Annotated in this window: 24 protein-coding genes; 9 read left to right on the forward strand and 15 right to left on the reverse strand. The window is 69.4% G+C overall.

Annotated elements, in window-relative coordinates:
- Positions 1-68: 68 nt before the first annotated feature.
- Positions 69-863: a glycosyltransferase family 2 protein gene (locus tag AL346_RS02420; protein WP_053193217.1), complete on the forward strand. Its 795-nt coding sequence runs from the start codon at positions 69-71 to the stop codon at positions 861-863.
- Here the strand turns inward: AL346_RS02420 and pgeF are convergent.
- Genes pgeF through lgt form a run of 3 tightly spaced genes read right to left on the reverse strand, consistent with a single transcriptional unit; the run spans position 853 to position 3,643 of the window.
- A complete protein-coding gene (gene pgeF, locus AL346_RS02425; protein WP_019400361.1) occupies positions 853-1,665 on the reverse strand; it encodes a peptidoglycan editing factor PgeF in 813 nt (270 codons plus the stop codon). The genes AL346_RS02420 and pgeF overlap by 11 nt on opposite strands.
- Positions 1,662-2,774 carry a class I SAM-dependent methyltransferase gene (locus AL346_RS02430; RefSeq protein ID WP_019400360.1) on the reverse strand — a complete coding sequence of 371 codons (1,113 nt, stop codon included), beginning with the start codon at positions 2,772-2,774 and terminating at the stop codon, positions 1,662-1,664. Before AL346_RS02430 ends, pgeF begins: the two co-directional genes overlap by 4 nt.
- Entirely contained in the window at positions 2,771-3,643 is an 873-nt protein-coding gene (lgt, locus tag AL346_RS02435; RefSeq protein WP_019400359.1) for a prolipoprotein diacylglyceryl transferase, read from the reverse strand. The genes AL346_RS02430 and lgt overlap by 4 nt, the downstream gene beginning before the upstream one ends.
- A 209-nt stretch (positions 3,644-3,852) precedes the next feature.
- Here lgt and AL346_RS02440 point away from each other — a divergent pair, with 209 nt between their 5' ends.
- Positions 3,853-4,131: an accessory factor UbiK family protein gene (locus AL346_RS02440; protein ID WP_019400358.1), complete on the forward strand. Its 279-nt coding sequence runs from the start codon at positions 3,853-3,855 to the stop codon at positions 4,129-4,131.
- 316 nt (positions 4,132-4,447) lie between these two features.
- On the opposite strand, the gene AL346_RS02445 is transcribed toward AL346_RS02440, so the two are convergent.
- The gene (locus tag AL346_RS02445; RefSeq protein ID WP_053194011.1) at positions 4,448-5,632 is read right to left on the reverse strand and encodes an MFS transporter; all 1,185 of its coding nucleotides are present in this window, start codon (positions 5,630-5,632) and stop codon (positions 4,448-4,450) included.
- A 160-nt stretch (positions 5,633-5,792) separates the two neighbouring features.
- On the opposite strand from AL346_RS02445, the gene AL346_RS02450 reads away from it, so the two are divergent.
- The 5 genes from AL346_RS02450 to AL346_RS02470 all read left to right on the forward strand — a co-directional run bounded on the left by AL346_RS02450 (position 5,793) and on the right by AL346_RS02470 (position 9,603).
- Positions 5,793-6,248 carry a helix-turn-helix domain-containing protein gene (locus AL346_RS02450; protein WP_019400356.1) on the forward strand — a complete coding sequence of 152 codons (456 nt, stop codon included), beginning with the start codon at positions 5,793-5,795 and terminating at the stop codon, positions 6,246-6,248.
- Positions 6,249-6,745: 497 nt separating this feature from the next.
- A complete protein-coding gene (locus AL346_RS02455) occupies positions 6,746-7,246 on the forward strand; it encodes a YbjN domain-containing protein (protein ID WP_019400355.1) in 501 nt (166 codons plus the stop codon).
- A 108-nt stretch (positions 7,247-7,354) separates the two neighbouring features.
- A complete protein-coding gene (gene proC / locus AL346_RS02460; protein WP_019400354.1) occupies positions 7,355-8,176 on the forward strand; it encodes a pyrroline-5-carboxylate reductase in 822 nt (273 codons plus the stop codon).
- 146 nt (positions 8,177-8,322) lie between these two features.
- Positions 8,323-9,069 (forward strand): TetR family transcriptional regulator, encoded by a 747-nt coding sequence (locus tag AL346_RS02465; protein WP_019400353.1) that lies wholly within the window; start codon positions 8,323-8,325, stop codon positions 9,067-9,069.
- 177 nt (positions 9,070-9,246) lie between these two features.
- A complete protein-coding gene (locus AL346_RS02470) occupies positions 9,247-9,603 on the forward strand; it encodes a tRNA-binding protein (protein WP_019400352.1) in 357 nt (118 codons plus the stop codon).
- A gap of 6 nt (positions 9,604-9,609) precedes the next feature.
- Here the strand turns inward: AL346_RS02470 and AL346_RS02475 are convergent, their stop codons facing one another.
- From AL346_RS02475 to AL346_RS02485, 3 genes are read right to left on the reverse strand one after another with little or no spacing between them, the layout of a single operon-like run.
- Positions 9,610-10,953, reverse strand: a complete 1,344-nt coding sequence (locus tag AL346_RS02475; protein WP_245258831.1) for an ATP-binding protein — start codon at positions 10,951-10,953, stop codon at positions 9,610-9,612.
- Positions 10,954-10,980: 27 nt separating this feature from the next.
- A complete protein-coding gene (locus AL346_RS02480) occupies positions 10,981-11,691 on the reverse strand; it encodes a response regulator (protein WP_019400350.1) in 711 nt (236 codons plus the stop codon).
- Positions 11,692-11,722: 31 nt separating this feature from the next.
- Entirely contained in the window at positions 11,723-12,247 is a 525-nt protein-coding gene (locus tag AL346_RS02485) for a MarR family winged helix-turn-helix transcriptional regulator (protein WP_019400349.1), read from the reverse strand.
- 158 nt (positions 12,248-12,405) lie between these two features.
- On the opposite strand from AL346_RS02485, the gene AL346_RS02490 reads away from it, so the two are divergent.
- Positions 12,406-13,293 (forward strand): branched-chain amino acid aminotransferase, encoded by an 888-nt coding sequence (locus AL346_RS02490; protein WP_019400348.1) that lies wholly within the window; start codon positions 12,406-12,408, stop codon positions 13,291-13,293.
- Between the two features lie 172 nt (positions 13,294-13,465).
- Here AL346_RS02490 and AL346_RS02495 read toward each other — a convergent pair whose 3' ends face one another.
- From AL346_RS02495 to AL346_RS02530, 8 genes are all read right to left on the reverse strand, one after another.
- The gene (locus tag AL346_RS02495; RefSeq protein WP_019400347.1) at positions 13,466-13,945 is read right to left on the reverse strand and encodes a molybdenum cofactor biosynthesis protein MoaE; all 480 of its coding nucleotides are present in this window, start codon (positions 13,943-13,945) and stop codon (positions 13,466-13,468) included.
- Between the two features lie 4 nt (positions 13,946-13,949).
- Positions 13,950-14,201 carry a molybdopterin converting factor subunit 1 gene (gene moaD, locus AL346_RS02500; RefSeq protein ID WP_019400346.1) on the reverse strand — a complete coding sequence of 84 codons (252 nt, stop codon included), beginning with the start codon at positions 14,199-14,201 and terminating at the stop codon, positions 13,950-13,952.
- The gene (gene pgsA / locus AL346_RS02505) at positions 14,198-14,806 is read right to left on the reverse strand and encodes a CDP-diacylglycerol--glycerol-3-phosphate 3-phosphatidyltransferase (protein ID WP_019400345.1); all 609 of its coding nucleotides are present in this window, start codon (positions 14,804-14,806) and stop codon (positions 14,198-14,200) included. Before pgsA ends, moaD begins: the two co-directional genes overlap by 4 nt.
- Before the next feature lie 48 nt (positions 14,807-14,854).
- Positions 14,855-17,122, reverse strand: a complete 2,268-nt coding sequence (gene uvrC / locus AL346_RS02510; protein WP_050996432.1) for an excinuclease ABC subunit UvrC — start codon at positions 17,120-17,122, stop codon at positions 14,855-14,857.
- A gap of 57 nt (positions 17,123-17,179) precedes the next feature.
- Positions 17,180-17,755, reverse strand: coding sequence for a VUT family protein (locus tag AL346_RS02515; protein WP_019400343.1), 576 nt, complete (start codon positions 17,753-17,755; stop codon positions 17,180-17,182).
- Positions 17,752-18,486 (reverse strand): 7-cyano-7-deazaguanine synthase QueC, encoded by a 735-nt coding sequence (gene queC, locus AL346_RS02520; protein ID WP_019400342.1) that lies wholly within the window; start codon positions 18,484-18,486, stop codon positions 17,752-17,754. The genes AL346_RS02515 and queC overlap by 4 nt, the downstream gene beginning before the upstream one ends.
- 7 nt (positions 18,487-18,493) lie before the next feature.
- Positions 18,494-19,438, reverse strand: a complete 945-nt coding sequence (locus AL346_RS02525; RefSeq protein WP_019400341.1) for a ribose-phosphate pyrophosphokinase — start codon at positions 19,436-19,438, stop codon at positions 18,494-18,496.
- A 536-nt stretch (positions 19,439-19,974) separates the two neighbouring features.
- Positions 19,975-21,126 (reverse strand): Xaa-Pro peptidase family protein, encoded by a 1,152-nt coding sequence (locus AL346_RS02530; RefSeq protein WP_019400340.1) that lies wholly within the window; start codon positions 21,124-21,126, stop codon positions 19,975-19,977.
- Positions 21,127-21,288: 162 nt separating this feature from the next.
- Here AL346_RS02530 and AL346_RS02535 point away from each other — a divergent pair, with 162 nt between their 5' ends.
- The gene (locus AL346_RS02535; protein WP_157672204.1) at positions 21,289-23,382 is read left to right on the forward strand and encodes a mechanosensitive ion channel family protein; all 2,094 of its coding nucleotides are present in this window, start codon (positions 21,289-21,291) and stop codon (positions 23,380-23,382) included.
- The last annotated feature ends 44 nt before the right edge of the window (positions 23,383-23,426 follow it).

Raw genomic sequence — 23,426 nt, forward strand, 5'->3', positions numbered from 1 at the left:
ACGGCGCGGGAGTCTTGCCGCGCGCGCACCCGCGTGCCAAAGGCAGGCTGGAACTCAGGGTGTGACACGTGAGCCTGCCTCTCTCCATCTTCGTCATCGCGCATAATGAAGCGGACCGCATCGGCCGAACGCTCGAGGCGGTGCGGCACCTGACGGATGACCTCGTCGTCGTCGATTCGGGCTCGACGGATGCGACCGTCGCGGTTGCCGAGGCGCACGGGGCCCGCGTCGTCTTCAATCCCTGGCCCGGCTACGGCCCGCAGAAGCGCTTCGCCGAGGACCAGTGCCGCCATCCCTGGCTGTTCAACATCGATGCGGACGAGGTCGTGCCGCCGGATCTCGCCGCCGAGATCGCGGCTTTGTTCGCCGCCGGCGATCCCGCCGCCGATGCCTATGAGACGCGGATCGCCGAGATCTTCCCGGGCGAGGCGGCGCCGCATCGCCTCGCCTACGCCCTGGCGCCGGTCCGGCTCTACCGGCGCAGCATGGGTCGCTATTCCGATTCGACGGTGCACGACCGGGTCGTGCTCGCCCCCGGCGCGCGCGTGCGCCGGCTCAAGGGCACCATTCACCACTTCTCGGTGCGCTCGCTCGGCGACCAGCTCGCCAAGCTCAACAGCTACACCGACGCCCAGGCGGACAATCTCGAGGAACGCGGCGAGCGGGTCTCGATGCTGCGGCTCTACCTCGAGTTTCCGGCAGCCTTCATCAAGGCCTATTTCGGCCGCCGCCACTTCGTGCGTGGCGTCTACGGCTTCATGACGGCGATGAACTTCGCCTTCTACCGCTACCTGCGCGTCGCCAAGCACATCGAGCGGCGCCTGCTCGCCGAGGCCGCCGCGAAGGGCCGGCTCACGAAGTGAGCGTGATCGCCGCGATCAGCCGGCCGTAGTCCGGCTCGCCCCGGTGGGTCGCCCGCCGGTAGCTGTAGAAGCGATCCTCGTCCGCATAGGTGCATAGGCCGAGGTCGACGAAACGGCCGACGCCGGCCGCCGCCATGCGCGCACCGATGAAGCCCGGCAGGTCGAACATGGCATGATCCGCCCGCTGCGCGGGCGTGAAGAAGCGCTCGTAGGCCGGGTCGGCCGTGCGGAACTGCGTGACGAACTCCGGCCCGACCTCATAGGCCGATGCGCTGATCGTCGGCCCGAGCACGGCGGTGATGCGCCCACGCTCCGCGCCGAGCGCCTCCATCGCCGCGACCACCGCCTCGACGATGCCGGAAAAGGCGCCGCGCCAGCCGGAATGGGCGGCGCCGATGACGCGCGCCTCGGGATCGGCGAAGAGCAGCGGCCCGCAATCGGCCGTGGAGATGCCGAGGCCGATGCCCGGTACCCGCGTCACGCAGCCGTCGGCCTTCGGCCGCGCGTCCGCCGGCCATGGTGCTTCGACGGTCACCACATCCGGCGAGTGGACCTGATGGAGACCCAGCAGCCGCTCGGCCGACAGGCCAAGCCTGGCCGCCATGCGGCGGCGGTTCTCGCGCACGGCGGCCGCCTCGTCGCGCGAGCCGGTGCCGCCGTTGAGCGTGCCGTAGATGCCACCAGAGACGCCACCACGGCGCGTGAAGAAGGCGTGGCGGATGCCGCCGAGCGCGGCGAGCGCCTCCGCCTCGATCGCCTCCGCCGTCGCACTGTCCGCAAAGGCCCTGTCCGGTGCGTTCATGGCTCTTCCCCGCTTGCCTCGGCCGGTGTCGTCAGGCGGTCGAAGCCCGGCAGCATCGGCAGGTCCGGATGCGTCACCGCCATCACCTTGAACAATTCGCCCATCCCGGTGCGCCCGCCCTCCACCAGCCGCTGATGCTGGCCGGCAATGGCCCGGGCCTGATCGGGGCTCCCCGAGCGCTGCAGCCGCTCCGCCCGCGTGCCGAGGCCGAGCGCCTCGAGGAACACCCGCTGCGTGACGGGTCCCTGCAGCACGGCGCCGGCGGCGAGCGCCGCCCGCCCGAGGGCGGCGAAATCCACATGCGCCGTCAGGTCCGCCTCGCCCGGCTCGGCCAGCGGATCGACCGGCTTGTGATTCTTCATCGCCTGCAGCGTGTCGCCCGGCGCCGTCGCGAGATGGCCGTAGTCGATGGCGAGCAGCGCCCCGCCGTCGGCCGCGAGCCGCTGGGCGAGGGCGCGCATGATGCCGTGACCGACGAGCGGCACCTCCAGCACCGCCCCCTCCCCCGCCTGCTGCGTGAGGCGCGGCTCCGATTCCGCCGCAAGGCCGAAGACGAGGCGCCCCTCCCCATCGAGGCCCACGAGCCGCTCCCGCCAGACGCCGCCTTGGCGCACGAATTGGCGCACCGGCAGGGCGTCGAAGAACTCGTTGGCGACGATGACGGCAGGCCCCGGCGGCAGGTCCTCGACCCGGTCGTGCCAGTGGAGCGCCGCGACGCGCCCGGCGAGCGAGGCCTTCTGCGCGGCGCGCAGCACCGGGCTCGTCTCGACGAGATGGACATCGACCGCTTCGGAGAAGCCGGGCAGCACGCGGCCGGCGCGCAGGAGATCCGCCATCAGCGTGCCCCGGCCGGGGCCGAGCTCGACGAGGCGCAGCTTGTCGGGGGCGCCCATCGTCTGCCAGACGGACGCCGCCCAGAGACCGATGAGCTCGCCGAACATCTGCGAGACTTCCGGCGCCGTGATGAAATCCCCCGCCCGGCCGAAGGGGTCGCGCGTCATGTAATAGCCGTGGCGCGGGTGGCCGAGGGCGAGCGCCATGAAGCGCTCGACCGAGATCGGCCCCTCGGCGGCGATGATGGCGGCGATCTCGCTCTTGAGCTGGCTCATGCCGCTGCTCCCGTTCCGCCGGCCGGCAGCGGCTCGCGCCGCAGGGCCCGCCAGATGAGGAAGAGCCCGGCGGCGAGCAGCGGCAGGCTGAGCAGCATGCCCATCGTCACCCCGCCCTCGAGCGCCGAGACCTCGCGGCCGAAGAGGAAGCCGAGCTGCGGATCCGGCTCGCGGAAGAACTCGCAGACGCTGCGCGCCACCGCATAGCCGGCGGCGAAGACGCCGGCGACGAGGCCTGGCCGGCGAAAGCCGGCGACGCGCACGACGAGGGCCAGCAGCGCGAACAGGAGGAGCCCCTCCGAAAAGGCCTCGTAGAGCTGGCTCGGGTGGCGCGGCACGGGCCCGCCGCCCGGGAAGATGACGGCATAGGGAAAGTCTGGTGCCGGCCGCCCCCACAGCTCCGCATTGATGAAATTGGCGATGCGGCCGAAGAAGAGGCCGATGGGCGCCACCGTCGCGGCAAGGTCGAACATGGTCAGGACCGGAAGCCCGCGCCGGCGCGCCAGCACGACGACGCCGAGCGCCGCCCCGAGAAGGCCGCCGTGGAAGGACATGCCCCCCTTCCACACCGCGAGGATCTCCGCCGGCTGCGCGAGATAGTGCGGCAGGTTGTAGAAGAGGACATAGCCGAGGCGCCCGCCGACGACGACGCCGATCGCCGCATAGACGAGCAGGTCGTCGAGGTCGGTCTGCGTCGGCCGCCGGTCCATCCCGCCCCACAGGCCCGGCTTGCGCACCAGGGCGCGCGCATACCACCAGCCGCCGAGGAGCCCGGCGATATAGGCCAGCGCATACCAGCGGATGGCGAGCGGACCGATGCTGATGGCCACCGGATCGATCATGGGGAAGGCGATTGCGAAGGTGGGCATCTCGATCTCGTCAGCGGATCGTCCGGGCGGTCTTCGCGCGACTTTCCCGACCGGGGACGCGGCGTCAACCCCGCCGCGGCGGCCCGCGACGACATCACCGGCCATAGCACGGGAAACGGGGCCTGAGTGCGACAATCTTTTCGTGGGAAGGGCCGCTCGCACCGCCGCACTTGTGCTATAGCCAAGCCAAACTGCGCGAGGAGGCAGCCATGACCCAGACCACCGGCCGGATTTTCGACGACATCGCCCGCCTCGTCACCGATGCCGCCGGCATGGCCGAGGGCGCCCGCCGCGAGCTGGAAACCATCGTCCGCGCCCAGATGGAGCGCATGCTCCGCAGCATGGACGTGGTCAGCCGCGAGGAGTTCGACGCCGTGCGCGACATGGCCGCCGCCGCCCGCGACGAGAACGACCGCCTCGCCGCCCGGATCGCCGAGCTCGAGGCGCGCCTCGCCCGCGACGAGCAGGACGCGGCGGAGCGGGAATAGGCAGTCGGCAGTCGGCAGTCGGCAGTCGAGCCGATCGCACGCCGTCGCTTCCAAGAGCAACCTCGTGTCCCGGGCGCATGCAGCGCAAGCGGAATGGGACCCGGGACCCAGCACAAGAATCTGCCGAAGGCACCTTAGGATGGGCCCCGGATCAGCACCGCAGCATTTCATGCCGCGGTGCATCCGGGGAACGAGCGCGTGCCTGGAGGTAAAGGCGGGCCACACGCTCTGGCCAGTCCCGCTTGAGCCGGCGGGGCCCGCCCTGGCAAGGGGCGCGGCAAGCAGGCAAGGAACGGGCGAGACACAGCCGCTTCCGTCACCGCTGCAGCGTGAAGGCCCAGAGGAGGAGGGCCACCGCCGCGATGCCGGCTCCTAGCAGGCAGACGCCGGTCCAGCCCGCATAGGCGTATATGGCCGTCGAGGACGAGGAGCCCAGTGCGCTGCCGATCGAATAGAAGACCATGTAGGCGGCGGTGAGCCGGCTCTGCGCCTCCGGCCGCACACGATAGATGAGGCCCTGGTTGGTCACGTGCACCGCCTGCAGGCCGAAGTCGAGGACGATGACGCCGAGGACCAGCCACAGGATGGAGTAAGGGAGAAGCGCGATCGGCAGCCACGAGACGAGCATGAGCGCGAGCGCGATCCCGGTGACGCGCTGTCCGAGCCCCCGGTCCGTCCAGTGCCCGGCCCGCGCGGCGCCGAGCGCGCCCGCGACCCCGGCGAGCCCGAAGAGGCCAATCATCGTGTGGGAGAGCGAATAGGGCGGCGCGCTCAGCGGCAGAACCAAGGGCGTCAGCAGCGTCGTGATATCCGCGAAGATCAACATGGCGAGAATAGCGCGGACGCGCAGTACCGGTTCCTCGCGGAAGAGCGTGGCGAGCGAGGCGATGAGCCGCGGATACGGGACGTGGGCGCCCTGCTTCGGCTGTGCCGGGAGGACGCGAACGAGGATTGCGGTGATGACGAGCGTAAGGGCCGCCGACAGGAGATAGACGGTGCGCCATCCGGAGACGTCGGCAAGAGCGCCTGCGACGGTGCGGGCAAGCAGGATGCCGATGACGATGCCGCTCGTCACCGTGCCGCGCTCGTCGGGCCGGGCGAGGCTCGCCGCATAGGCGACGAAAGCCTGCGTGATCACGGCGAAGAAGCCCATGGCCGCCATCGCGGCGAGCAGCGCGGCTCCGGTCGGGGCGAAGCCGACCGAAAGAAGCGCGAGGACCATCAGGAGGGACTGGATGATCACCAGCTTGCGGCGATCGACGAGATCGCCGACCGGCACGAGGAGGATCAGTCCAAGCCCGTAACCGACCTGCGTCGCACCCACGACGAGGCCGACGGTCGCGCGCGGCAGGTCGAGGTCGTCAGCCATCACATCGAGAAGCGGATGGGCGAAATAGGCGTTGGCGACGGCGAGCCCGCTCGCCGCCGCAAAGAGCAGGGCGAGGGCGCGGGAGAGCGGCGCGCCGGCAGTCCCGTCTGTTGCGATTCCATCGAGGCGCATGCAAGCGCCGGCGGCGCCGGAGTGCGCCGCTGCGGGATCCGGTTGCATGTCGAGCTCCGTGCAGGATGAGTTTCAATATGAAACCGATTGATCGATACCAAGATCGGTTTTATTATGCAACCATCATCATGACGGCAGTCACGAGAGCCCGCGCAGTGCCATGGTCAAACGCAAGAGTCACAAGGGCGATTATTGTCCGAGCGCCCGCTCGCTCGACGTGATCGGCGACTGGTGGTCGCTGCTGATCGTCCGTGACGCCTTCGACGGGCTGACACGCTTCAGCGAATTCCAGAGGAGCCTCGGCATCGCCAGGAATATCCTGGCGACCCGCCTGCGCGCCCTCACGGAGCGGGGCATTCTCGAGACCGTGCCCGCCGCCGAGGGCACCCGCCAGGAATACCGGCTGACCGAAAGGGGGCGCGATCTCTTCCCCGTCATGGTCGCCTTGCGGCAGTTCGGCGAGCGGCACCTCTTCGCGCCGGGCGAAAAGCATTCGCAGCTCGTCGAACGCGCCACCGGCCAGGCGGTGCGGCTCGACATCCGCACCGAGGACGGGCGCCCGATCGGCCCGGATGAAGCCGTCATCATCAAGGTCCCGGAAGCAGGCCAGCCCTGACGTCCGGGCTTGACGGTTTCGCCAGCTGTCGCAGGTCGCGGTTCCGCTTTCCGGCCTGCGCAAGGCGAGCGGAACGTGAACCGGCCCCCAGCGCAGGGTGAAGGCGGACTGCACACGCCGGCGCCCCGCCTTGCGCTGCGGCATTTACGCTGCACTGCCACCAATCGCCGAGCGCGTGCATACCACCGCCCGGCCGCCCCCTCATCCGTTGTGGACAGGCCGGCGGCACCGGTTGTGGCCCGGGCCCGAATCTCCGAGCGTTCAAACGTGTTCTGTGCGTCGGGACTCCAGCGCGCTATAGTCGAAGAGAAAGGTGATTCGTCGCAGGCGTTCGGTCTATTCGGATCAGTGCCTGTAACGAATACGTCGTTGGCGCGATATCTCTTCGAAATATAGCGGCAACGGCGTGGTCGCGTCGCCCGTGTACTGCGTTGCTTCACGGCAGCCGGGCTCATGGCCGGTTGCCCGAACCGTCCGAGCGAGCCGAGGTATCGGCAATGACCCACGTCGAGTTTGATTACGAACGCAGCGAACACCCGCTCGATGTCGTCGAGCGGCTCGCCTCCATCAACGACTGGGCCTTCGACCGGGCCGAGGACGACGAAATGTCGATCTCGGTGGCCGGCGTCTGGGCCGAGTATCATATCGCCTTCACCTGGATCGAGGCCGTCGAGGCGGTGCATGTCGCCTGCGCCTTCGACCTCAAGGTGCCCGAGCGGCGCAAGGCGGAGCTGCTGCAGCTCGTCTCGCTCATCAACGAGCAGCTCTGGGTCGGCCATTTCGACCTGTGGAGCGCGCAGAACGTCGTCATGTTCCGTCACGCCCTGCTCTTGAGCGGCGGTGCGGAGCCGACGCGCAGCCAGTGCGAAAGCATGCTGCGCACCGCCCTCGAGGCCTGCGAGCGCCACTACCAGGCCTTCCAGTTCGTGCTCTGGGCCGGCAAGAGCGCCCGCGAGGCGCTGGAGAGCGTCCTGTTCGAAACCGAAGGCGAGGCCTGACGCCGCAGCCGGACAGGTCGCGGTGGCAAGTTGCGCCGCCGCGGCCTACAACAGCGGGCATCAGGCCGCGCCCTCGGCGCAGGTCGATCTTCTTCGGATAGGGGCCCGATGTCTCTCGTATTTCCCGAAACCCTGGTTCTCGTCGGCGCCGGCAAGATGGGCGGCGCCATGCTCGACGGCTGGCTCGCCAACGGCCTTGCGCCGGAGGCCGTGACCATTCTCGACCCGCACCCCGCGCCGGAGATGACGGCGCTCGCGCGCGAGAAGGGCCTCAGGCTCAACCCGCCGCTCGCCGAGGTTGATCCACCGGCCGCCCTCGTCCTCGCCATCAAGCCGCAGTCGCTCGATGCGAGCGCCGACACCATCGCGCGGCTCGCCGACGCCGGGACGCTCGTCGTCTCCATTCTCGCCGGCAAGACCATCGCCAACCTGCGTGCGCGCCTGCCCGCGGCCGGCGCCATCGTGCGCGCCATGCCGAACCTGCCGGCCGCCGTGCGCCGCGGCGTCACCGCCGCCGTCACCGGCCGCGAGACCAGCCGCGAGCGGCGCATCATTGCCGACAGCCTGCTCAAGGGCGTCGGCACCGTGGAATGGCTCGACGACGAGAGCCTGATCGACGCGGTCACGGCCGTGTCCGGCTCCGGCCCGGCCTATGTCTTCCATCTCGCCGAATGCCTCGCCGAGGCGGGCGCGGCCGCCGGCCTGCCGCCGGACCTCGCCGCCCGGCTCGCCCGCGCCACGGTGGTCGGCGCCGGCGAGATGCTGCGCCAGACGGAGCTCGCCCCGGCCAAGCTGCGCCAGAACGTCACCTCCCCCGGCGGCACCACGGCCGCCGCCCTCGACGTGCTGATGGCCAAGGACGGGCTGCAGCCGCTGCTGACGAAGGCCGTCGCGGCAGCCAGGAAACGCGCCGGCGAACTGTCCGGCTGACAGAGATATGAGAACGCTGCCGGCCGCCATCGCCGGCAGTCGACGGGCTGTCGGGGCGCGCAATCGCGCCCTGCAGGCACGATTCCCCTTCCGATGCCGGCAGCAATGCCTATCTTGAAGATAGACCGTGCATCGAGGAGGACGACATGGCAGCCAAGGCCACCGAAAAGGCGCGCGACATCCGCGGTGACATCGTCGAGGCCCTCATGCGCCTCGCCGCCGAGCGGGACTGGGACGCGATCCGCCTCTCCGACATCGCCGCCGAGGCGGGCGTGACGCTCGCCGAGTTCCGCGGCGCCTTCGGCTCCAAGGGCGCCGTCCTCGCCGAGTTCAGCCGCCGCATCGACAAGGCGGTGCTTGAGGCCATGCCGGCGCCCGATGCGCCCGACAGCATGGCGGACCAGCCGGCCCGCGAGCGCGTCTTCGACGTCATGATGCGCCGGCTCGATGCGCTGACCCCCTACCGGGCCGCCCTCAAGCGCCTGTCCCGCAGTCTCCGGCGCGAACTGACGGCCCTGCCGGAGCTGGCGCGGCTGACGCTCAATTCCCAGCGCTTCATGCTGGAGGCTGCGGGCATCGACACGGAAGGCTCTATGGGGCAGGTGCGCCTGCAGGGCGCCGTCCTCGTCTACGCGCGCGTGCTCGACACCTGGTACGACGACGACGATCCGGCGCTCGCCGCGACCATGGCGCGCCTCGACCGGGAGCTGACGCGCGGGGAGCGCATGCTGCGCTGCGCCGAGGATGCCTACCGTCTCGCCGCCCCGTTCCGGGCCGCCGCACGCGTTTTCTGCGAGGGCCGCGCCCGCAATCGCCGCTATTGGCGCGAGCGGGCGCGCAGCCGCCGCGACATCGACGGCGACGACAACGAATCCTTCGCCCCGGCCATCTGACCCGCATCATTCGGGCCCGCCGCAGGATCTGCTGCGGCGGGCCCGGATGCGGCATCTTCTGTCACCATCGGCCGTTTCTCCACGCCGACGTTGGGATGCGTTGCGCGATGCTCTTGCATTGGAGCGTCGCCGGCGGCACATGCGGCGACGCCCGCAACCGATGGAGAATTCCTGCCGATGTCGACTGCCCTCGCAAGCGAACGCATCACCTTCGACGATTTCCTCAAGATCGACATCCGCGTCGGCACCATCGTCGAGGTCGCCCCCTTCCCGGAGGCCCGCAAGCCGGCATTCAAGCTCGTGATCGATTTCGGCGGTGACATCGGGCGCAGGAAGTCGTCGGCCCAGATCACCCAGAACCACGGGCCCGAGGATCTCGTCGGCCGGCAGGTGCTGGCGGTCGTCAACTTCCCGCCGCGCCAGATCGGCCCCTTCATGTCCGAGGTGCTGACGCTCGGCGTGCCGGACGCGGCCGGCAACGTCATGCTCATCGGCCCGGACCGCGCTGTGCCGAACGGCGGGCGGCTGTACTGAGGCCTGCTAGACGGGTATGCGCACCATCGCCCGGAGGCCGCCCAGCGGGCTGTCCATCAGCGTCACGTCGCCGCCGTGCGAGCGGGCGATGTCGCGGGCGATGGCAAGGCCGAGGCCGGTGCCGCCGTCGTCGACGTTGCGCGCCTCGTCGAGGCGCACGAAGGGCTTGAACACCTCCTCGCGCAGCTCCTTCGGCACGCCGGGGCCGTCGTCGTCCACCGTGATGATGAGCCAGCGCAGGTCGCGCAGGGCATTGATGGCGATGTTCTCGCCGTGTCGCGCCGCATTGGCGACCAGGTTGACGAGGAGGCGCCGGAAGGCGTCCGGCCGTACGGTGACGACGAGGTCGTCGGCCACGGTCACGCTCGTCGCATGGCCCTGGCGCTCGAGATCGGCCTGCAGGTCCTCGAGCAGGTCCCGCATGTCGGTCGGCGCCGGCTGCTCGCCGGCATCGCCGCGCGCGAAGGCGAGATAGGCCTCGAGCATGCGCGTCATCTCGTCGACGTCCTTGCGCAGGGCCTCGACGTCGGGCGTGTCCTCCAGCATGGCGAGCGACAGCTTGAACCGCGTCAGGATGGTGCGCAGGTCGTGGCTGACGCCGTTCAGCATGGTCGTGCGCTGGTCGATGGCCCGCTCGACGCGCTGCTTCATCTCGAGGAAGGCCTGGCCGGCCCGGCGCACCTCGCGCGCCCCGCGCGGGTGGAACTCGACCTCGCGGCCCTTGCCGAAGGCCTCGGAGGCGTCGGCGAGGCGCAGGATGGGCTTGATCTGGTTGCGCAGGAAGAGGATGGCGACGGCGAGCAGCACGAGCGATGCCGTCACCATCCACACGAGGAAGATGTGGGAGTTCGACGCATAGGCGAGGCTGCGCCGTGCGATGATGCGCATCACCACCTTGTCGAGCTTGATGCGGATCTCGATGAGGTTGGAGCGCCCGACGGTGTCGATCCAGAACGGGCGCGCCACCTGCTTGCGGATCTCGTCGGAGAGCACGCTGTCGAGGATGGAGAAGAAGGGCTTCGGCCCCGGCGGCGGCAGCTCCTCGCCCGGCAGGATGTCGACGTCGAGCCCGAGGTCCTGGGCCGCGATGCGCGTGAGGATCGTCGCCTCCGCATCCTGCGGATAGCTCTCGTAGACGTGGATGAGCGCCGCGACGTCGCCCGACACGGCGGACGACAGCCGCCGCGTGACGAGCTGCCAGTGCCGCTCCATGAAGACATAGGCGACGACCGACTGCAGGATGACGACCGGCGCGATGATGATGATGAGCGAGCGGGCATAGAGGCCCTTCGGCATCATCGAGCCGACCCAGCGCAAGGCCCGGTGGAAGAAGGCCGACGGTCGACCCATCGCACTGATCAGGCTCATGAGGTCACGTCATTCGTCCACGAGCAGCCGGTAGCCTATGCCGCGGACGGTCTGCAGATGCACCGGGTTGGCCGGGTCACGCTCGATCTTGCGGCGCAGCCGGTTGATCTGCACGTCCACGGTGCGCTCGCTGGCACCGGCCCCGAGCCCGGCGAGCGCCTCGCGCGGCACCTGCTGGCCGGGGCGCGAGCCGAGGATGCTCAGGATCTCCCGCTCCCGGTCCGTGATGCGGATGATCTCGTCGCCGCGGCGCAGCTCGCCGCGGTCGAGGCGGAAGGTGAACTCGCCGAAGCGGATGGCATCGGCCGGCGCCTGGGCGCCTTCGCCGTTGCCCGCCCGCCTGAGGATGTTGCCGACGCGCAGCAGGAGCTCGCGCGGCTCGAAGGGCTTCGACAGATAGTCGTCCGCCCCGATCTCGAGCCCCTTCACCCGGTCGCCCGCATCCGCCCGCGCCGTCAGCATCAGGATCGGCATGCCCGACAGCAGCCGCAGGCGCTTGGCGAAGTCGAAGCCGTTCTCGCCGGGCATCATGATGTCGAGCACCATCAGGTCGAACACCATGTGGCCGAGCCGCGTCTCGGCCTCGGCCGCATTGGCGGCCGGCGTCACGCGGTAGCCGTTCTCGCTGAGGAAGCGTGTGAGGAGATCGCGCAGGCGCCTGTCGTCATCGACCACGAGAATGTGCGGCGCATCGTCCGCCAGCGAAATCGCCCTTCGCATCCGTCAATCCCCGACAGGCGGCACCCGCCCGTCACTGCCCCTTCCGTTCGCCCGCACCGTACACGAGGCGCGCCACGTGGTCGCGATCGTTTTCGTCGATCATGGCGAAAAGAAAGCGCAGCGCCGCCTGCCTGTCATCCTCGCCGCACCGGTCGATCGCCCGGCGGATGCGCTCGCCCTGCATCCGGGAGAGCGCGAGCGCCAGGTCGCGGCCCTTGACGGTGGGGAACAGGAGGCGCTGGCGCCGGTCCTGCACGCCGGTGCGCTGTTCGACGAAGCCCTTCTCGACCAGCTCCTTGAGCACGCGGTTGAGGCTCTGCTTGGTGATGCGCAGGATGTCGAGCAGCTCGGCGATGGTCAGGCCCGGCTGGCGGTTGACGAAATGCAGCACCCGGTGATGGGCCCGGCCGAAGCCGTAGTCCGTCAGGATGCGGTCGGGATCGCTGACGAAGTCGCGATAGGCGAAGAACAGAAGCTCGATGACGTCGAAACACGACTGCGTCTCGGCGGGGTCGGTCGCAGCCGCGGGCGGCGCCTCGGCAAGGGCTCCAGACAATGCGTCACTCCGTTACGTCAGCCTTATTGACATATCTCAAGCTGATTGTTACTCGTCAAGCGCGATCCGCGAAACGAATGAACTTTGCCGGGCTTTTTTGGGTAGCATTCTGACCCTCCGGCACTGAAAGCGGACGAGGTCGTGAGGAGAATCTCCCAATGTCAGTCATTCCGTTCGATCAGCGTGAAGGTGTCATCTGGTTCGATGGCAAGCTCGTCCCCTGGCAGGACGCGACGCTGCACGTACTCTCCCACGGCCTGCACTATGCCTCCTGCGTGTTCGAGGGCGAGCGCGCCTACGGCGGCGCCATCTTCAAATCCACCGAGCACTCGCAGCGCCTGAAGAAGTCGGCGGAATACCTCGATTTCGAGATCCCGTTCTCGGTCGAGGAGATCGACGCCGCCAAGCGCCTGGTGCTGGAGAAGAACGGCCAGGTCGACGCCTATGTGCGCCCGGTCGCCTGGCGCGGCTCGGAGATGATGGGCGTCTCGGCCCAGCACAACAAGATCCACCTCGCCATCGCCACCTGGGAATGGCCGAGCTATTTCGACCCGGCCCAGCGCCTCAAGGGCATCCGGCTCGACATGGCCGAGTTCCGCCGCCCGGATCCGGCGACGATCCCGTGCAAGTCCAAGGCCGCCGGCCTGTACATGATCTGCACGATCTCCAAGCACAAGGCCGAGCGCAAGGGCTATGCCGACGCCCTGATGCTCGACTGGCGCGGCCAGGTGGCCGAGTGCACGGGCGCCAACGTCTTCTTCGTGAAGGACGGCGCGCTGCACACGCCGACGCCGGACTGCTTCCTCGACGGCATCACCCGCCGCACGGTCATCGACCTCGCCAAGCGCCGCGGCTTCGAGGTCGTCGAGCGCGCCATCCTGCCGGGCGAGCTCGAGGGCTTCTCGGAGTGCTTCATCACCGGCACGGCCGCCGAGGTGACGCCGGTCGCCGAGATCGGCCCCTACAACTTCGTGCCCGGCGCCATCACCAAGGCGCTGCTCGAGGACTATATGGCCGAGGTGCAGCCGAAGGCCAAGGCGGCGTAAGAAATTGCAGCGGGCGCCTCCGGACGCCCGCCCGCCTCTGCGATGAACGATATATCCAGCGTCATGGCCGGGCTTGTCCCGGCCATCCACGTTTTTTAACCCGGCACGGCCTGCTGAAGACGCGAATGCCCGCGACGAGCGAGGGGCATGACGAGCGGGTTACGCCGTTCCCTCAATCCCAGCGCGTCGTCGCCTCGTCGTCCTCCTGCCGCGGCGCCACCCAGCCGCCGCTGGTGCCGTCGGCGAGATGCTCCTTCTTCCAGAAGGGCGCGCGGGTCTTCAGGTAGTCCATAAGGAACGACGCCGCCTCGAAGGCCGTCTGCCGGTGAGCCGAGGCGGTGACGACGAGCACGATGTTCTCGCCGGGGCGGATGAGGCCGTAGCGGTGGATGACGCAAAGGCCCTTCAGCGGCCAGCGCCGCTCCGCCTCCGCGGCCACGCGCGCGATCTCCTCCTCCGCCATGCCGGGATAATGCTCGAGCTCGAGCGCCGCGAGGCGCCCGCCGTCGTTCCGGCACACGCCGGTGAAGGTGACGATGGCGCCAATGTCATGAGGGCCGGTCTCCCGGGCACCCGCATCCCCGCCGGCCTGCACCGCCGCCACTTCCGCCGCGACATCGAAATCGGCCGACTGGACGCGGATATCGGCCATGGCGTCAGCCGCCCGTCATCGGCGGGAAGAAGGCGATCTCGCCCGCCCCCGCGATCGGCGCATCGGGCTTGACGTGGCGCCGGTCGATGGCCGCGCGCACGATATCCGGCTCGGCGAAGGCATGGGCATATTCCTCGCCCCTGCCCTTGAGCCAGCCGGCAAGCTCGGCCACCGTGCGCACGTCGTCGGGCGGCGTCACGATCTCCTCGGTCTTGCCGACCCGCTCGCGCACCCAGGCGAAATAGACGATTTTCATGACCGCCGCGCGTCCTCCTCGAGGAGATGCTTGATCCCGGCCTTCATATAGTCCCACCCGGTGTAGAGCGTCAGCATCGCGGCGAGCCACAGGAGCACGATGCCCACCGTGACCGTGCCGGGCAGCACCCGCTCGCCGGCCGGGCCGGCGACGAGAAAGCCGATGGCGAGGAGCTGGAAGGCCGTCTTCCACTTGGCGACGCGCGTCACCGGCACGCTGACGCGCAGCTCGGCCAGGAATTCGCGCAGGCCCGAGACCAGGATCTCGCGGCACAGGATGATGATGGCCGCCCACATGCTCCAGCCGCGGATGGTCCCGTCGGAGGCGAGCATGAGGAGGCACGCCGCCACGAGGAGCTTGTCGGCGATGGGGTCGAGCATGCGCCCGAGCGCCGATTGCTGCGACCAGGCACGCGCCAGCCAGCCGTCGAGATAATCCGTCACCGCCGCTGCGATATAGAGGCCGAGCGCGATCCAGCGCGTCCACACGTCCTCCGGCCAGAAAAGGCAGACGACCACCGCCGGCACGGCCGCGATCCGGCCATAGGTCAGGAGATTCGGCAGGCTCAGCGCGCCATTCCGGCGCGTGGTGGTGGTCTCACTCATCGGGGGCGAGCAAACCTTTTCTGTTGCGGTGCGTCAACCTCGGGCAGCTTATCGCCCGTCCGTCTCGTGGAAGAAATCATAGACGAGTCGCGCGGTGGCGGCATTGATCCCGGGCACGCGCTGCAGGTCGTCGAGCGAGGCGCGCGAGACGGCCTTCGCCGTGCCGAAGTGGTGCAGCAGCGCCCGCTTGCGCGCGGGGCCGACGCCGGCGATCTCGTCGAGCGGATTGCGGCCGATGTCGCGCTTGCGCTTGGCCCGGTGGGTGCCGATGGCGAAGCGGTGTGCCTCGTCGCGCAGGCGCTGGATGAAATAGAGCGCCGGATCGCGCGGCGGCAGGCGGAAGGGCTCGCGCCCGGGGATGACGAAGGTCTCGCGCCCGGCATCACGATCCGCTCCCTTGGCGACGCCGACGAGCGGCACGTCCGTGATGCCGAGCTCGGCGAGCACCTGGCGCGCGGCCTCGAGCTGGCCCTTGCCGCCGTCGATGAGCACGAGGTCCGGCCAGGCGGGAAAGGCTTCGTCCTCATCCCCGTCCGTTTCCGGCGGGAGGTCCGGAAGGCCGGGCGCGACCTGATCCTCCCCCACAGGGGAAGGTGGCGGCCGCAGGCCGACGGAGGGGGCCGCGGGCGCCGCAGAGAGCACCCCACCCGTCTCGGTCCTTCGGACCGATCCACCCTCCGCCGGAACTCGGGCTTGCCCGAGTTCCGCACTTGTATGCGCAAGTCGGGAATACCCGACTTGCGAAGGGGAGGGATCGGCACCGGCACCTGTCTGCTCGAAAATGCCCGGCTCGCCCGCCTCCCCCCGCGGCGCTTCCTTCAGCAACCGCGCGAACCGCCGCTGCATCACCTCGCGCATCATGCCGTAGTCGTCGCCGGGCGTGAGGTCCTGCGAGCGGATGTTGAAGGTGCGGTAGTGGCTCTTCATGAACCCGTCCGCGCCCGCGACGATCATGGCGCCGACTGCGTTTGTGCCGGAGATGTGCGAGTTGTCGTAGACCTCGATGCGCCGCGGCGCCTCGGCAAGGCCGAGCGCCTCGCCCACCGCGGCGAGCAGCTTGCGCTGCGAGCTCGTGTCGGCCAGGCGCCGGCCGAGGGCCTCGCGTGCGTTCTGCGCCGCATGCGCCACAAGGTCGCGCTTCTCGCCGCGCTTCGGCGCCGCGATCTCGACGCGCTGGCCGGCGCGGGCCGACAGGGCGTCCACGAGCAGGTCGCGCTCGGCCGGCTCGTGCGAGACGAGCACGAGCCGCGGGCACGGCTTGTCGTCGTAGAACTGGGCGATGAAGGAGGTCAGCACCTCCTCCGGCGGCAGGCTCTTGTCGGCCTTCGGGAAATAGGCGCGGTTGCCCCAGTTCTGGTGATTGCGGAAGAAGAATACCTGCACGCAGAACTGCCCGGCCTGCTCGTCGAGCGCGAAGACGTCCGCCTCCTCGACGCCCTGGGGGTTGATGTCCTGGCTCGTCTGCACGGCCGACAGCGCCGCGAGACGGTCGCGGTAGCGGGCCGCGCGCTCGAATTCGAGCGCCTCGGAGGCCGCCTGCATCTCGCCCGCCAGCATCTCCTTCACCGCGCTGGAGCGGCCGGAGAGGAAGCCGCGCGCCTCCTCGACGAGATGGCCGTAATCCGCGAGCGATATCTCCCCGGTGCACGGCGCCGCACAGCGCTTGATCTGGAACAGCAGGCAGGGGCGCGTGCGGTTCTCGTAATAGCTGTCGGTGCAGGTGCGCAGGAGGAAGGCGCGCTGCAGGGCGTTGACGGTGCGCGTCACGGCCCCGGCATTGGCGAAGGGGCCGTAGTAGTTGCCCTTGCGCGTGCGTGCGCCCCGGTGCTTGACGAGCTGCGGCGCCGCGTGGTCGCCGGTGATGAGGATATAGGGGAAGGACTTGTCGTCGCGCAGCAGCACGTTGTAGCGCGGCCGCAACTGCTTGATGAGGTTGGCCTCGAGCAGCAGCGCCTCGGTCTCCGTCTGCGTGGTGACGAATTCCATGGCCGCCGTCTCGGCGATCATCCGCATGGTGCGGTGGCCGCCGTGGCCGATGCCGCGCATGTAGTTGGCGACGCGCTTCTTGAGGCTGCGCGCCTTGCCGACATAGAGCACGTCGCCGGCGGCGTCGATCATGCGATAGACGCCGGGGCTGTTGGGCAATGTCTTCCAGAAATCGCGGATGACCTCGGCGCCGGCGCGCACGGAGGCGGGCGCATCGGCGACGAGATGCTCGATCTCGCGCAGTTCGCCCCCGTTCTCGCCCACCTCCACCAGGACAGCCTCGTCCTGCGGCGCGGGCCCCCTTCCACTCTTCGAGTCGTCCGCCGTCATAGCGATGAGGTGACGCCGCGCGGACGGAAGGTCAAGAGGCCGCCGGGGAATGCGGCATCACGCCGGCGCGAGGCCGATGCGGGCGTCGCGCTGGCGCAGCCAGTGGATGAAGGGTACGGCGAGAAGCACCATCCACGCCTTGCCGATGACCTGGCCGGCGAAGAAGTCGAGGCTGCCGAAGGCGAGCTGCAGGAAGACGGCACTGTCGACGACGAGGCCGACCACGCTCGACAGCACCACCGCCGTGACGAAGCGCTTGCGCTGCAGCGGCGTGTAGACGGCGAAATCGGCCAGTTCCGACAGGAGGAAGGCCGCGGCCGAGGCCATGACGATGGCCTGCGGCGCGAGCAGCGCCGAGAGCGCCGTGCCGACGACGATCGCCCCGAGCGCCGCCTTGGCGCCGAGGCGCCGCTGCACGATGTCGCGCGCGACGAGCGCGAGGCCGATCATCAGCACGCCGCTCGGCGCCATGATGCCCGGCGCGACCGGGATGAGGCACGGCCCCTCCGGCACGCAGACCGTGCCGGCATTGCCGATGAGCCAGTTGGCGGCGGGGATGGTGAGGCCGAAGAGGAGGAGGGCGATGATGCCCTCGAAATGCTTCTGCCGGATCCTGTCGGTCGTCGGGTTCATGGTCCGTCGTTGTCTTCCGCGTTGCGCCCGGCGCGCCATTTCGCCCAGCCGGCGGCGCGCAATTCGCAGGCCGGGCAGGTGCCGCAGCCATAGCCCCAGTCGTGGCGGCGCGAGCGCTCGCCAAGGTAGCACGTGTGCGTCTCCTCGACGACGAGGTCGAGGAAGTCCGCGCCGCCGAGCCTCTCGGCGAGCGCGAAGGTCTCCGCCTTGTCGCGCCACATCAGCGGCGTGTGCAGCACGAAGCGGCTGTCGGTGCCGAGATTGATGGCGACCTGCATGGCCTTGATCGTATCGTCGCGGCAGTCGGGATAGCCGGAATAATCCGTCTCGCACACGCCGAGCACGATATGGCGCGTCCCGCGCCGATAGGCGAGCGCCGCGGCAAAAGTGAGGAAGATGAGGTTGCGGCCGGGGACGAAGGTCGTCGGCAGGCCGTTCTCGCCCGTCGCGATCGCGACCTCGCGCGTCATCGCCGTGTCGGAGATGGCGCCGAGCGCCGCAAGCGGCACGAGATGGTCGGGGCCGAGCCGCCCCTCCCCCATCGCGCCCGGCCGGGCGAGGCGCTCGCGGATCACCCCGCGACAGCTCAGCTCCACCGCATGGCGCTGGCCGTAGTCGAAGCCGATCGTTTCCACATGGGCGAAGCGCTGAAGCGCCCAGCCGAGGCAGACGGTGGAATCCTGCCCGCCGGAAAAGAGGACGAGGGCCTTGTCGTCGGCGAGCCCCGGCATCGAACGATCAGTCGAACAGGCTGGAGACGCTCGATTCCGTCGCCGTGCGGCCGATGGCCTCGCCGATGAGCGGGGCGATGGTGATGACGCGGATGTTCGGCGCCACCTTCACGGCCTCGGTCGGCTGGATGGAATCGGTGATGACGAGCTGCTTGAGGCGCGAGGAGGAGATGCGCGACACGGCGCCGCCGGAGAGCACGCCGTGCGTGCAATAGGCGTAGACCTCGCGCGCGCCCTTGGCGAGCAGCGCATCGGCGGCGTTGCACAGCGTGCCGCCGGAATCGATGATGTCGTCGACGAGGATGCAGGAGCGGCCCTCGACATTACCGATGATGTTCATCACCTCCGACTCGCCCGGCCGCTCGCGGCGCTTGTCGACGATGGCGAGCGGCGCGTCGATGCGCTTGGCGAGCGCACGGGCGCGCACCACGCCGCCAACGTCCGGCGAGACCACCATGACATTGGCGAGGTCCATGTGCTCGCGGATGTCGCGCACCATCACCGGCGCGCCGTAGAGGTTGTCGGTCGGGATGTCGAAGAAGCCCTGGATCTGCCCGGCATGCAGGTCGAGCGTCAGCACGCGGTCGGCGCCGGCGCGGGTGATGAGGTTGGCGACGAGCTTGGCCGAGATCGGCGTGCGCGGGCCGGGCTTGCGGTCCTGCCGGGCGTAGCCGAAATAGGGCAGCACCGCCGTGATGCGGCGGGCGGAGGAGCGGCGCAGCGCATCGATGATGATGAGCAGCTCCATCAGGTGGTCGTTGGCCGGGAACGAGGTCGACTGGATGACGAAGACATCCTCGCCGCGCACGTTCTCCTGGATCTCGACGAACACCTCCATGTCGGCGAAGCGCTTGACCTGGCAGGTCGCGAGCGGCACCTCGAGATAGTTCGAGATGGACTCGGCGAGCGGACGGTTCGAGTTGCCCGCGACGAGCTTGATCGAGGGTTTCATCCAGCGCGTTCCCGTAGTTTGAGCGGAGCTGTGGAACTAGAGCCTGGCCGTCTGCCACGGGTCGCGCTGTCACAACCCGGACATATTGGTCTGCGCGGCTCTTATCAGCGATGGCGCGGGTGAACAATAGCACTTGTGCTGCGGCGCGGCATCTGGATGGCGGCCATGCTCGGCACGCGCGGGGCTATCGGTGGATGGCAAGGCCGGCGGGACATGGACCACAGCACGTTACTCTCCCCGCGTGCGGGAGGCGCCCACGTTAGGCAGGAGAGCTGCGGCGATCCTCCCCCTCGAGGGGGAGGTGGCGCTGCGAAGCAGCGACGGAGGGGGACACGCAACCGCATTGTGCGCGTCGTTCCCGTCCTCGACCCCACCCGTCTCGGTCCTTCGGACCGATCCACCCTCTGCCGGGACTCGGGCTTGCCCGAGTTCCGCACTTGTATGCGCAAGTCGGGAACACCCGACTTGCGAAGGGGAGGGATCACCGCCGCTCGCGTCATTTGCAGTTGCTCCAGCAGATGGAGCAACACCCGCTCTCAGCGCAGCACGAGGTCGAGCGAGGGCAGGTTCAGCGCCTCGGGGGCGCCATCGGTGACAAGATAGGTGCGGCCGAGGCACATGGCAGTCCCGCTTTGCGAATCCATCAGGATCATGTGCGCGAACATCACCATGCCCGGCATGAGCGGCCAGTCGTTGTCCTCGTAGAACATCGGCCAGTCCATCCACGACGGGGTGAACTTGGCGCCCAGCGAATAGCCGCAGGCGTTGAGGCGGTGGCGGGCGAGCCCCGCCGCGTCCAGCGCCTTCGCATGGGCGGTGAAGACGTCCCCGGCCGTCTTGCCCGGCCGCATGGCCGCCTCGCAGGCGAGCAGCGCCTCCTGCGCCGCCCGGTGATAGGTGAGATGCTCGGGCCGCGGGTCGCCGATGACGAGCGTGCGCATGGCGGCGACATGGTAGTGCCGGTAGACGCCGGCGAATTCGAGCGTCAGCTGGTCGCGCGCATCGAGCACGCGGCGGCCGCTCTTGTAGCGGCACAGCAGGGCCTCGCGCCCGGAGCCGATGATGAATTCGTTGGCGGGATAGTCGCCGCCGCCGCGGAAGATCGCCGCGTGCTGCGCGGCGAGGATCTCGCCCTCGTCGGCCCCGGCCCGCGTCAGGGCGATGGCCGCCCGGTCGGCCTCATCCGCGAGCGCCGCCGCCCGGTGTACATAGGCGAGCTCCTCCTGCGACTTCACCGCCCTCAGGCGCGTGACGACGAGCGAGGCATCCGTGAGCTGCGCAACGCCATCGAAGGCCACGTCGAGCCTGCGGCCGTTGGCGGCGACGAGGCCGTAGGATTCGTATTCGACGCCGATGCGCTTGCCGGCGAGGCCCTTCTCGGCCGCGATGGCGCTGAGCTCGCCCGCCGGGTCGGCATCCCGGCCGTCCTTCCAGATGCGGATGTCCTCGATATTCGAGGTCAGCTCCGCCTGCCGCAGGTCGGCGGAACGCGTGAGGAGGACGATGTCGCCGCCGGCCGTGACGAGAAGGCTCTGGAAGAAGCAGAAGCCGAAGGTGTCGTAGCCGGTCAGCCAGTACATCGATTCCTGCTGGAACAGGAGGAGCGCGTCGAGCTTCTCCCGTTCCATCGCGGCAAGCAGGCTCTCCTTGCGGCGGGCGAATTCGGCTGGCGAGAAATGCAGGGCCATACGGGTTCCTCGCGGGGTGGACCGGGCGGATGCGATCCACTCATCAATGCCAGCTTCGGCCCCGCCCCGTCGAGGCCGCATGGCGCTTTCAGCAGTAAGAATTCCTTGTCTTCTGCACGCTACAGGCATCATCCTGTGGCAACTGATGTTTCGGGGACGGGAATGCGTGCAGCGGCAGGGCTCGGATCGGGGTTGATCGCCGGCAACACCGCCGATGCGCATGCCGGCCCCCTTGCCGGTGGCGGCGAAGGCTTCATCGACGCACTTGCCATGCACATCGGCCAGGCGGGGCGCGCCCTGTGGGACGTGCTCGTTGCGACGCCGCAGATCCCTTCCGCCTTTGCCGACATCTGGCGCGCCATGGCGGCCGGCGTCCCCGACGCCGGCACGCTCCTCGCCCTCGCCGTCCTCATCGGTGCCGCGGTGCTCTTCGTTCCCACCCTGGTGTGGCGCCTCGCCGGAGGGGTGGAGGTTCATGCGGATGACGACGGGCGGGCGCGGCTGAAGAAGGCCGTGCGCCGGCTCGTCGTCGACGCCGCCGGCCTCATCGCCATGGTCGCGGCCGCCGCCTTGCTCGCCCGGCTGTTCCTGCGTGGCGACACACCGGTGCATGCACTTGCCGTCGCCATTGTCGGCACGGCCGCTCGCTGGCGGCTGGCGATGCTGCTGCCGCTCATCCTCCTGCGCCCTCGGGAGCCGCAGCTGCGCCTCGTGGCCGTCGGAGAGGAGCGGGTGCGCGCCGTGCTCGTCGGCGCCGGCGCGACGCTCGCCATCCTGCTCGCCTTCTACACGCTCATGCCGGTCTTCGTCCGCGCCGGGATGGCCCCTCCGCCGGCACAGGCCCTCGGCGTGCTCGTCGGCACGCTCGCCGCCGCGGCCGCCGGCGCGACGCTCGCCCGTTTCTTCGCCCACGCCGCCGAGGTGCCGCGTCCCGTCGTCCTCGGCACCGATGCGATCGTCGTCCTCGTCTGGGTGGCGTGGATCTACGGCATCGTCGCGCTCGACTTCGACCTCTATCACGCCGCTGCCTTCTCGGCGCTGCTCGCCCTTGTCGTGGCGGCGCTCGACCGCTTCCTCGCCTATGCCATCGCCTGCTGCCGCCCACGGGAAGCTCCGCAGACGGCCGCGGCCGAGGAGCCCTCGGCCGAACTCGCCCTCGTGGCGGATGCGGAGGCGGCGGATGCAGCCGAGGCGGAGGCCGCCGTGCCCGATCCCGGTTCGCCGCATCTCATGCAGATCCTGGTCACGGCGCGGCGTATCGTGCTCGCCGTCACCATCACCGTATTCGCGACCTTTTTCGTCCGGCTCTGGGTGGTCGAGATCCTCGCGCTCGTCAGCCAGGAGCTCTGGTACGCCTGGCGCGAGGCGCTCCTGACGGCGGTCGGCATCCTCGTCGTCGGCTACATCCTGTTCGAGCTGCTGCGCGGCTGGGCACGCCTCAAGTTCGCCCCGCGGACGCACGGATCGGCGGACGATCATGATGCCGCCGGCCTGCCGCGGCCGGCGGGGCGGCTCGCCTCGGTCCTGCCGCTGCTCGAGGGCTTCGTCGGCGCGCTCATCGTCGCCACCGCCATCCTCGTCGCCTTGTCGCATCTCGGCGTGAACATCGGCCCGATCCTCGCCGGCGCCGGCATCTTCGGCCTCGCCTTCAGCTTCGGCTCGCAGGCCCTGGTGCGCGACATCGTCTCCGGCATCTTCTATCTCGCGGACGACGCCTTCCGCGTCGGCGAATACATCCAGGCCGGCAGCCACAAGGGCATGGTCGAGCGCATCTCCGTACGCTCACTGCGCATCCGCCACCAGAACGGGCAGTTCCACACCATTCCCTATGGCCAGCTCGGCGCCGTCACCAACTTCAGCCGCGACTGGGCGACGGTGAAGTTCAACCTGCGCCTCGCCCGTGATGCCGACGTCGAGCAGGCGCGCAAGATCGCCAAGAAGATCGGCCAGGACCTCCTGGCCCACGAGGAATACGGCAAGGACTTCATCGGACCCGTGAAGATGCAGGGCGTCGCCGACGTGCAGGAGAACGCCCTCGTCTGCCGCTTCAAGTTCACCGTGAAGCCCGGCCGGCAGGCCCTCATCCAGCGCGAGGCCGTCAAGCGCCTGTTCAAGAGCTTCACCGACGCCGGCATCCGCTTCGCCTCCAATGCGGTCGTCGTGCAGGGCGGTGACGGCCGGGGCGACACCTCCGCCGCCGCGGCGGCCGACCTGTCGCGCCATCTCGCCGAGGAACGGGCACAGGCGCAGGGCTGACGCCCGGCCACGCAGCGTTGCAAAATCGAGGACTTGCTGCTAAA

The organism is Chelatococcus sp. CO-6 (assembly GCF_001271345.1).
Lineage (GTDB): Bacteria > Pseudomonadota > Alphaproteobacteria > Rhizobiales > Beijerinckiaceae > Chelatococcus_A > Chelatococcus_A caeni.